Annotated in this window: 10 protein-coding genes and 1 tRNA gene; 8 read left to right on the top strand and 3 right to left on the bottom strand. The window is 67.4% G+C overall.

Annotated elements, in window-relative coordinates; genetic code table 11:
- The first annotated feature begins 349 nt into the window (after positions 1–349).
- On the top strand, positions 350–1,813 hold the full coding sequence (locus tag IQ216_RS08580) for a glycoside hydrolase 100 family protein (protein ID WP_193815148.1): 1,464 nt from the start codon (positions 350–352) through the stop codon (positions 1,811–1,813).
- Between the two features lie 94 nt (positions 1,814–1,907).
- Here IQ216_RS08580 and petD read toward each other — a convergent pair whose 3' ends face one another.
- Both petD and petB read right to left on the bottom strand, forming a co-directional pair.
- Positions 1,908–2,390 carry a cytochrome b6-f complex subunit IV gene (gene petD / locus IQ216_RS08575; protein ID WP_186697213.1) on the bottom strand — a complete coding sequence of 161 codons (483 nt, stop codon included), beginning with the start codon at positions 2,388–2,390 and terminating at the stop codon, positions 1,908–1,910.
- 84 nt (positions 2,391–2,474) lie between these two features.
- On the bottom strand, positions 2,475–3,146 hold the full coding sequence (gene petB / locus IQ216_RS08570) for a cytochrome b6 (RefSeq protein WP_186697214.1): 672 nt from the start codon (positions 3,144–3,146) through the stop codon (positions 2,475–2,477).
- A gap of 149 nt (positions 3,147–3,295) precedes the next feature.
- On the opposite strand from petB, the gene ctpZ reads away from it, so the two are divergent.
- From ctpZ to IQ216_RS08535, 7 genes are all read left to right on the top strand, one after another.
- Positions 3,296–4,510 (top strand): carboxyl-terminal processing protease CtpZ, encoded by a 1,215-nt coding sequence (ctpZ, locus tag IQ216_RS08565; RefSeq protein ID WP_370566675.1) that lies wholly within the window; start codon positions 3,296–3,298, stop codon positions 4,508–4,510.
- Entirely contained in the window at positions 4,507–5,748 is a 1,242-nt protein-coding gene (locus IQ216_RS08560; RefSeq protein ID WP_193815147.1) for an HD domain-containing protein, read from the top strand. The genes ctpZ and IQ216_RS08560 overlap by 4 nt, the downstream gene beginning before the upstream one ends.
- Entirely contained in the window at positions 5,748–6,473 is a 726-nt protein-coding gene (gene minC / locus IQ216_RS08555) for a septum site-determining protein MinC (protein WP_193815146.1), read from the top strand. The genes IQ216_RS08560 and minC overlap by 1 nt, the downstream gene beginning before the upstream one ends.
- An 84-nt stretch (positions 6,474–6,557) precedes the next feature.
- Positions 6,558–7,376, top strand: a complete 819-nt coding sequence (minD, locus tag IQ216_RS08550) for a septum site-determining protein MinD (protein WP_186697217.1) — start codon at positions 6,558–6,560, stop codon at positions 7,374–7,376.
- A 4-nt stretch (positions 7,377–7,380) separates the two neighbouring features.
- A complete protein-coding gene (gene minE, locus IQ216_RS08545; RefSeq protein WP_186697218.1) occupies positions 7,381–7,698 on the top strand; it encodes a cell division topological specificity factor MinE in 318 nt (105 codons plus the stop codon).
- A gap of 59 nt (positions 7,699–7,757) precedes the next feature.
- The gene (locus tag IQ216_RS08540; protein ID WP_186697219.1) at positions 7,758–7,967 is read left to right on the top strand and encodes a response regulator transcription factor; all 210 of its coding nucleotides are present in this window, start codon (positions 7,758–7,760) and stop codon (positions 7,965–7,967) included.
- 73 nt (positions 7,968–8,040) lie between these two features.
- Positions 8,041–8,112: transfer RNA gene (locus tag IQ216_RS08535), tRNA-Thr, on the top strand.
- A gap of 40 nt (positions 8,113–8,152) precedes the next feature.
- On the opposite strand, the gene IQ216_RS08530 is transcribed toward IQ216_RS08535, so the two are convergent.
- Positions 8,153–8,722, bottom strand: coding sequence for a hypothetical protein (locus tag IQ216_RS08530; RefSeq protein ID WP_193815145.1), 570 nt, complete (start codon positions 8,720–8,722; stop codon positions 8,153–8,155).
- Positions 8,723–8,810: the final 88 nt, after the last annotated feature.

Genomic DNA, 8,810 nt, shown 5'->3' with positions numbered 1-8,810 from the left:
TCCAGGTTCTGCTACCTCCACTCCCGTTTCCAGAAGCTCTCGGTGGCTGTCGCCTCGCAGCGACCAAAGAAACCTACAGCACCGAAGGGCCGCTCTCGCAGGCGCTCTTCCATCTCTGTAAGCCTGCCCGCTTCAGCTTCCGCTTCAGGCGTGTAGCACATGAACATACCATGCGGGCTCCCGAGGCTGTCAAGCGCTGCTGCCCTGCAAAGCGACACCCCCACCGAGCGTTGGGCTGACCAAGCCCAGGGCCTGGGCGGCGATCTGCGGAAACGCGTCGAAAGGCTGACCAACACCACCACGGTGCTTAAGGTCAGGACGCCGGCCTCCGGACCACGCCACCAGTTGGATGCCCCCCCAATCCAGTCAGGAACGCCTCCGCGTCCGTCCCAGTTCCCGGGAGGAAGCGGTGGTGAGCCGGGCCCGCGACCACTTCGAGCGCACCCTTGTGCGCGTGGGCGGCGAGCTGGTGGGATCGGTTGCAGCCCTGGAGCATCCGCGCAAGGCCACCGAAGCCAACTACGGCGAAGTGTTCCTGCGCGACAACGTGCCGGTGATGGTGTACCTGCTGTTGCAGGGGCGCTACGAAATCGTGCGCAATTTCCTCAGCGTCTGCCTCGACCTGCAGAGCACCCGTTACCAGACCCGAGGCGTCTTCCCCACCAGCTTCGTGGAAACAGAGGGGAAGGTGCTGGCGGATTATGGCCAGCGCTCGATCGGACGCATCACCTCCGTGGACGCCAGCCTCTGGTGGCCCGTGCTGTGCTGGCTCTATGTGAAGCGCAGCCGCGACGTGGAGTTCGCCACGAGCCAGCGGGTGCAGCGCGGCGTACAGCTGCTGCTCGACCTGGTGCTGCATCCGAGCTTTGAGGGCAACCCGGTGCTGTTCGTGCCGGACTGCGCCTTCATGATTGACCGTCCCATGGACGTCTGGGGTGCCCCGCTGGAGGTGGAGGTGCTGTTGTTCGGCTGCCTGCGCAGCTGCTGCAACCTGATGGAGCTGGCCAAGACGAGTTCCACGAGCCGGCTGCTGGACCAGCGGCTGGAACTGACGCGGCAGTGGCAACACGATCTGCGCTCCTTCCTGTTGAAGCACTACTGGGTGACCAGCAAGACCATGCAGGTGCTGCGCCGTCGCCCCACGGAGCAGTACGGCGATCATCAGCACGAAAACGAATTCAACGTGCAGCCCCAGGTGATCCCCCCCTGGCTCCAGGACTGGCTCGAGAACCGTGGCGGCTACCTGATCGGCAACATCCGCACCGGCCGGCCGGACTTCCGCTTCTACAGCCTCGGCAACTCCCTGGCCTGCATGTTCGGCCTGCTCACGGCACCACAGCAACGGGCCCTGTTCCGGCTGGTGCTGCACAACCGCGCCGATCTGATGGCCCAGATGCCGATGCGCATCTGCCATCCGCCGATGGAGGCCGATGAGTGGCGCAACAAGACCGGATCAGACCCCAAGAACTGGCCCTGGAGCTACCACAACGGGGGGCATTGGCCCTGCCTGCTGTGGTTCCTGGGAGGCGCGATCCTGCTGCACGGGGAGCGCCATCCGGAAGCCGATGTGCTGCTGATGGGCCAGATGACGGCCATGCTGGAGGAGTGCTACTGGAGCCAGCTGAACCAGCTGCCGCGCCAGCAGTGGGCTGAATACTTCGATGGGCCCACCGGCACCTGGGTAGGCCAGCAGGCCCGCACCTACCAGACCTGGACGATCGTGGGATTCCTGCTCCTGCACCACATCCTGCGTGTCAAACCCCAGGATGTGACCCTGCTGGATCTGGAGCCCGGTCTGCATCGGCAGGGATGAGCATGGCCAGCAAAAAGCCGCGATCCAGGTCGCGGCTGAGAAGCTGAACGGGGCGAAGGCTTTGTCGAGAACGACATTCAGAACCCGCTGAGGTTCAGAACAGACCAAGCGTGAGGGACTTGTCGATCGGCAGGGCCGCACCGATGCCCAGGTAGATGGTGAAAGCCGTGCCGAACAGGAAGACGGCCATGGCCACGGGGCGACGGAAGGGGTTCTGGAACTTGTTGAAGCTCTCGATGAAGGGGATCAACATCAGGCCCAGGGGGATCATCGTCTGCAGGGCAATGCCGAGCAGCTTGTTGGGCACCACCCGCAGGATCTGGAACACCGGGTATAGGTACCACTCAGGCAGGATTTCCAGAGGCGTGGCAAAGGGATCGGCCTTGTCCGCGAGCATGGCGGGGTCAAGCACCGACAGCCCCACGATGCAGCCGATGGTTCCGAGGATCACCACCGGAAACATGTAGAGGAGATCGTTTGGCCAGGCGGGCTCACCGTAGTAGTTGTGACCCATGCCCTTGGCGAGCTTGGCGCGAAGGGCGGGGTCGGTGAGATCTGGTTTCTTGAGGATGTGCATGGCTGGTGCCGCTCGCAGGGATCGCTGATGTTTGGGGAGGCTAGGGGTGCCGGGCAGGCAGGCGAGACAAGCTGTCTCGAAGGGTCACAACGGGCCGGAGATGCCCTGCTTGCGGATCATCAGGAAGTGCATCAGCATGAACACCGCCAGCAGCCAGGGCATCACGAAGGTATGCAGGCTGTAGAAGCGGGTGAGGGTGGACTGGCCCACGGACTCACCACCACGCAGCAGCTCAACCATGAAGTCGCCGACGACAGGCACGGCCGCAGGAACGCCGCTCACGATCTTGACGGCCCAGTAGCCGACCTGATCCCAGGGAAGGGAATAGCCGGTGACGCCGAAGGAGACGGTGATCACGGCCATGGTCACGCCGGTGACCCAGGTGAGCTCGCGGGGCCGTTTGAAGCCGCCGGTGAGGTAGACGCGGAACACGTGCAGGATCAGCATCAGAACCATCATCGAGGCACTCCAGCGGTGCACCGAGCGGATCAGCCAGCCGAAGCTGACATCGCTCATGAGGTACTGCACCGAGGCGTAGGCCTCAGCCACGGTGGGCTTGTAATAAAACGTCATCGCGAAGCCCGTCGCGAACTGGATCAGGAAGCACACCAGGGTGATGCCGCCCAAGCAGTAAAAAATGTTGACGTGCGGTGGCACGTACTTTGCCGAGATGTCGTCGGCGATCGCCTGAATTTCAAGACGCTCCTCGAACCAGTCGTAGACCGGGGACGACTTTCCAGCAGGAGTGTTCGCCATGCAGCTGGGAGGTTGGGTTGCGAGAGTCTACGCACCGCCATCGAGAGTCCGTGACCGCTGAACGCCTGCCGGTGCTGCCAGCCGATCCCCAGCGGGGGGGACAGGCCGCTGGCCCGTTGTCAAGGTCGCCTTCCGCAGCCGCAAGGCCCCTGGTCTGGAGCACCCTGCTGGCCTGGCTGCTGAGCGCCAGCCTGCTCTGGGCCCCGGCCCCGGCCATCGCCCTCAGCGACGCCCAGCAGCTGGTGGTGGAGGCCTGGCGGCTCGTGAACCAGAGCTACGTTGAGCCCCAGCGCTTTGAGGCGGTGCGCTGGCGCCGGCTGCGCCAGAAAGCGCTGGAGCGCTCGATCGTGAGCTCCGACGATGCCTATGCAGCGATCGAGGCCATGCTGGCGCCCCTAGGGGACCCCTACACCCGTCTGCTGCGCCCGGAGGACTACGCCAATCTGCGCTCCAGCACCCAGGGCAGCGTGACCGGCGTGGGCCTCCAGATCGGCCTGCGGGACGGCGACCAGCGGGTGGTGGTGATCGCCCCCCTCGACGATTCCCCCGCCGCCGAGGCGGCCTTGGCCAGTGGCATGGAACTGCTGGCGGTGGATGGCCAGCCCACGGCGAGCCTCGGGCTGGAGGGCACCGCCGCGGCCCTGAGGGGCTCCGCCGGCAGCCAGGTGTTGCTGCAGGTGGCGCGGGAGGGGCAACCCCAGGAAGTGGCGCTGGAGCGGCGGCAGGTGAACCTGCGGCCGGTGCGCAGCCGGCGCCTGCGGCTGGAGGGGCACACGGTGGGCTATCTGCGCATCACCCAGTTCGCCGAGCCGGTGCCCGAGCAGGTGCACCAGGCCCTCACCGACCTGGTGGACCAGGACATCGAAGGGCTGATCCTCGACCTGCGCAACAACTCCGGCGGGCTGGTGAGCGCCGGCCTGGCCGTGGCCAACCAACTGCTCGACAGCCGCCCGATCGTGGAGACGGAAGACCGCAACGGGCTGAGCTCGCCCGTGCGCTCAGGCCCTGGCGAACTCTTCGACGGCCCGATGATCACCCTGGTAAACGGCGGCACCGCCAGCGCCAGCGAGATCCTGGCCGGAGCCCTGCAGGACAACGGCCGCAGCGAACTGGCCGGCAGCCGCACCTTCGGCAAGGGCCTGATTCAGAGCCTGCTCTCCCTCGGGGACAGCAGCGGCCTGGCGGTGACCGTGGCGCGCTACCTCACCCCCAGTGGCCGCGACATTCAGAACCAGGGCATCGAACCCGACGATCCCCTGGCTCCGCCTGAGCCCCTCAACCCCGGCGGCGATAGCGACGCCTGGCTCGATCAGGCCTCCGACCTGCTGCTGAAGCAACTCACCCCGGCCCAGGCCCCGGCATGAGCGGCCGCACCTACCACGATCCTCTGCATGGGGCGATCCGGCTGGAGCGCAGCGACCCCGCCGAGGCCCTCGCCATCTCCCTGATCGACACAGCCCCCTTTCAACGACTGCGGCGGATCCGGCAGCTGGGGCCGGCCTATCTCACCTTCCATGGTGCTGAGTTCAGCCGCTTCACCCACTCGCTCGGGGTGCTCCACCTGGCGCGACTGGCCCTGGCCCAGCTGGCCCCCCATCACCCCGAGCTGCTGGAGCACCGGGGGGTGCTCTACGCAGCCGCCCTGTTGCATGACGTGGGCCATGGCCCGCTGAGCCACTCCGGCGAGGAGATGTATGGACTCAACCACGAGGCCTGGTCAGGGCGGCTGGTGCGGGAGCACCCGCAGCTGCGCGGCCTGCTGGAGAGCCATGCCGAGGGTTGCGCCGATGCCGTGGCCGACCTGCTGGAGCATGGCCGCTACCCGGTGCAGGCCATCAAGGCCCTGGTGAGCAGCCAGCTCGACTGCGACCGGCTCGACTACCTGCAGCGCGACGGCTACAGCACGGGAGCCAGCTACGGGCGCCTCGATCTGCAACGGATCCTGGCGGCCCTCACCCTGGCCCCGGACGGCGCCCTGGCCGTGCAGCCGAAGGGATTGATGGCCGTGGAGCACTACCTGGTGGTGCGCAACCTGATGTACCGCAGCGTCTACAACCACCGGCTCAACGTGGTGTGCAACTGGCTGCTGCGGCGGCTGATCAGCGTGGCCCGCCAGCTGGGTCCGGGGCGGGTGTGGGCCGATGCCGTGATGGGCCGCTGGCTGTGGGAGCGGGGCAGCCTCGATCTCGCCTCCTTTCTGGCCAACGACGACATCCGCACCGGCTACCACCTGGAGCGCTGGCTGGAGGAGGGAGCCAAGGAGCTGGCCGACCCCTGCCGGCGGCTGCTGGAGCGGCGGCTGCTGAAGGCCACCGATGTGGCCAGCCGGGACCGGGGCAGCCAGCTGGAACTGCTGGCCCAGGCCAGAACGCTGGCCAGCCAAGCGGGCTTCGATCCTGATGGCTGCTGCGCCCTGGAGCAGCGCCAGACCCGCGGCTACCACCCCTATGCCGGCGGGCTGCGGCTGTGGGATGGCCGCACGCTGCAGGCCCTGGAGCAGCGCTCGCCCCTGGTGCACAGCCTCAGCGAGCCGGTGCAGCTGGCCTGGCTGATCCACCCTGCCGAGGTGGCGCCTAAGTTACGCCGGTTCCTCGACTCCTGATGAGCGCTCCGGCCCTCGGCGCCCTGTTCCTTCCCGGCAGCTCAGGGGGCGGCAGCCACCGGCTGGTGTTGCCGCCGAGCGGGCAAGCGGCCTCGCCTCAGGAGCTGGCGGTGCGGGCCCTCGAGAGCGCGGGGTTGCTCCAGGGGCCGCCCAGGCCTGGCCCCGTAGGACTCGAGGCCAATGGCTGGCCGCTCACGGCGCGGGGACTGCGGGCCCTCCAGGAGCTGCTGCTCCAGCACGATCTGTGGCTGGAGAACGTGCAGTGCACCAACCCTCACACCCTGGTGGCTGCGGCCGCACTGGGGCTCGAGGCCCGGCCGCCCTGGCCTGGCGCGGCCAGCAGCTCCAGCCCGGACAGCCCCATGCCCGGGGGACGGGCAGGCGAACTGGTGGTGCACCGCGGCACCGTGCGCTCCGGCGATCACCTGCAGGCAGCAGGTTCTCTTCTTGTGCTGGGGGATGTGAACCCCGGGGCCCGGCTCAGTGCCGGCGGCCACGTGCTCGTGTGGGGCCGCCTGCGCGGCCTGGCCCATGCCGGAACGGGCGGCGATGGGGGCGCCAGGATCGTGGCCCTGCAGCTGCGGCCCCTGCAGCTGCGCATCGCCGGCGCCGTGGCCCGGGGGCCCGAGGAGCCCCCCCCGGAGGGACAGGCCGAGCAGGCCCGGCTGGTGGGGGGCGTGATCCGGCTCGAGCCGGCGCCACCCCAGTGGCCCCTGAACGCCTGAACCCTGAAGGCGTTGGATTCCGGAGGGCGAGCTTCGGGTGAAAGGCGTCTTTGGCCTTAGCCTGCCTCGATCTCAGCCACTGCCGTGCCAGCTGCGTCGACTCGCTTCATCCTGATCTGCTCCGGCAAGGGGGGAGTGGGCAAAACCACCCTCACCGCCAACCTCGGCATTGCCCTGGCCAAGCTCGGTGCCAGGACAGCGGTGCTCGATGCCGATTTCGGCCTGCGCAACCTGGATCTGCTGCTCGGTCTCGAAAACCGGATCATCTACACCGCCCAGGACGTGCTCTCCGAGCGCTGCCGACTGGAGCAGGCCCTGGTGAAGCACAAGCTGCAGCCGAACCTGGCCCTGCTGCCGGCCGGCGATCCCCGCATGCTCGAGTGGCTCAAGCCCGAAGACATGCAGGCGATCGGCGCCATGGTGGGCGAGACCGCCGACTACGTGCTGATCGACGCCCCGGCTGGCATCGAAGGTGGCTTCCGCAACGCCATGGCCGCTGCCCGGGAGGCCATCGTGATCACCACGCCGGAGGTGTCGGCGGTGCGGGACGCCGACCGCGTGATCGGCCTGCTCAACTCCGAGGGCGTCAAGCCCACCCAACTGGTGCTCAACCGGGTGCGGCCGAAGATGATGGCCAGCCAGGAGATGCTGGCGGTGGACGACGTGACCGACATCCTGGCCCTGCCGCTGCTGGGGCTGGTGCTGGAGGACGAACAGGTGATCGTGTCCACCAACCGGGGCGAGCCGCTCACCCTCAGCGACAACCTCTCGCCGGCCGCCAGGGCCTACAGCAACATCGCCCGGCGCCTGCAGGGGGAAGACGTGCCGCTGATCGACCCCGCCAAGGAACGCCAGGGTCTGAGGGCCCGGATCGGCCGCCTGATGCAAACCAAGATCTTCTGAGCCGATGACCCTGCGCGATCTGATAAACAAGCTGCTGGGTCGGGAACCGGCCAGTGCCCCCACGGCACGGCAGCGCCTCCAACTCGTGCTCGCCCACGACCGCAGCGACCTCAACCCGGAACTGCTGCAGCAGATGCGGCGTGAAATTCTCGACGTGGTGAGCCGCTACGTGGAGATCGACATGAGCGAAGGGGATGTGAGCCTGGAAACCGAAGACCGGGTCACAGCGCTGGTGGCCAATCTGCCGATCAAGGGCACCCGCTCAGTGCCCCTGCCATCCCCCACCGACAGCCCCGTGCCGAGCGCCGAAACGCCCTCCTGAGCGATCMGCCGGGCCTGTGGCAATCCTGAGCCATCAACAGCTCCGGATGGCGCCAGGCCATGGTTTCCCTCAATGCACAGCTGACGCCGCCAACCCCCGCTGAGTCGAAGGTACTGGGCCTGCTATGCCGCGGCTACAGCAACCGGGAGATTGCCGCCGCCCTGGTGCTGAGCGTGCGCACGGTTGAGAGCCACATCTCCCACCTGCTGGCCAAGAGCGGCTGCCGCAGCCGCACCCAGCTGCTGATCTGGGCCCTCAGCAGCAGCTGAGGCTGGCCACCCCGGAATGGCCACTGCCCCCGTGTAACTTCAGCCTGGTCAGGCCATCCGGTCGTGACGCCATGCCGGCTTAGCTCAGCGGTAGAGCAGCGCTTTTGTAAAGCGAAGGTCATCGGTTCAAATCCGTTAGCCGGCTTCCAGCTTCCTTGGCGGGGCAGGGCTGGGGCTTCACCTGTTCAGAAGATCCCCATCAGGCCCTCCTTCACCTGCACCTGGATCGGGTCCTCATTGGTGTCGAGGGTCACCTCGGTGGTCACCTGGAGCGGGTTGGGAGTGTCCACCTCCACAGCACCCTTAACGGGCAATGGCTCGGAGGCACTCACATCCACCGAGGCCTGAACCGGCAGGGGTTCAGCCGCCTTCACAGCCACGTTGCCCTGCACCGCCAGGGGCGCGCTCGCCTTCACCTCCACGGGGTTGGTCACCACCACGCGCGGTTCGCCGCTGATCGGAATGGGGGCCTTGGTGTCGATGCCCACGGAACCGCGCACCGTGAGCACCTCCTGAGCCCTGATCTCAATCGCTTCATTGAGCTGCTCCACCCGGATCGGTTGGGCCAGCTCCTTCACCTCGGCCCGCACGGGCAGGGGCTGATCGGGGGGCAGGGCGATCCGGATCGGAATCGGTTTGCTCAGCACGTGCAGGAGCACCCCGCCAAGCACGGCGGAGGAGGCCACCACGGCACAGGGCCAGCGCAGTGCCAGCAGCACCTTGAACCACTGGGCTTCATCAACGGCATCAGGCATGGGGGCTCAAGAGCAGCTGGGCGCATTCAACCCGAGGCCGAGGGAAGGATGGGTAGTGGAGGTGGCGGTGCGGGCAGCCGCCTAGGGG

The sequence above is a fragment of the Cyanobium sp. LEGE 06143 genome, assembly GCF_015207535.1.
Classification (GTDB): domain Bacteria; phylum Cyanobacteriota; class Cyanobacteriia; order PCC-6307; family Cyanobiaceae; genus NIES-981.
The sequence above is the reverse complement of the archived record's forward strand: the minus strand, read 5'-3'. Positions and strand labels throughout refer to the sequence as shown.

What these genes read in the sequence shown, in the direction of transcription:
- IQ216_RS08530 (WP_193815145.1), bottom strand. Translation starts at nt 8,722, where the DNA reads ATGCCTGATGCCGTTGATGAAGCCCAGTGGTTCAAGGTGCTGCTGGCA.
- petB (WP_186697214.1), bottom strand. Translation starts at nt 3,146, where the DNA reads ATGGCGAACACTCCTGCTGGAAAGTCGTCCCCGGTCTACGACTGGTTC.
- IQ216_RS08580 (WP_193815148.1), top strand. Translation starts at nt 350, where the DNA reads ATGCCCCCCCAATCCAGTCAGGAACGCCTCCGCGTCCGTCCCAGTTCC.
- IQ216_RS08560 (WP_193815147.1), top strand. Translation starts at nt 4,507, where the DNA reads ATGAGCGGCCGCACCTACCACGATCCTCTGCATGGGGCGATCCGGCTG.
- petD (WP_186697213.1), bottom strand. Translation starts at nt 2,390, where the DNA reads ATGCACATCCTCAAGAAACCAGATCTCACCGACCCCGCCCTTCGCGCC.
- minE (WP_186697218.1), top strand. Translation starts at nt 7,381, where the DNA reads ATGACCCTGCGCGATCTGATAAACAAGCTGCTGGGTCGGGAACCGGCC.
- IQ216_RS08540 (WP_186697219.1), top strand. Translation starts at nt 7,758, where the DNA reads ATGGTTTCCCTCAATGCACAGCTGACGCCGCCAACCCCCGCTGAGTCG.
- minC (WP_193815146.1), top strand. Translation starts at nt 5,748, where the DNA reads ATGAGCGCTCCGGCCCTCGGCGCCCTGTTCCTTCCCGGCAGCTCAGGG.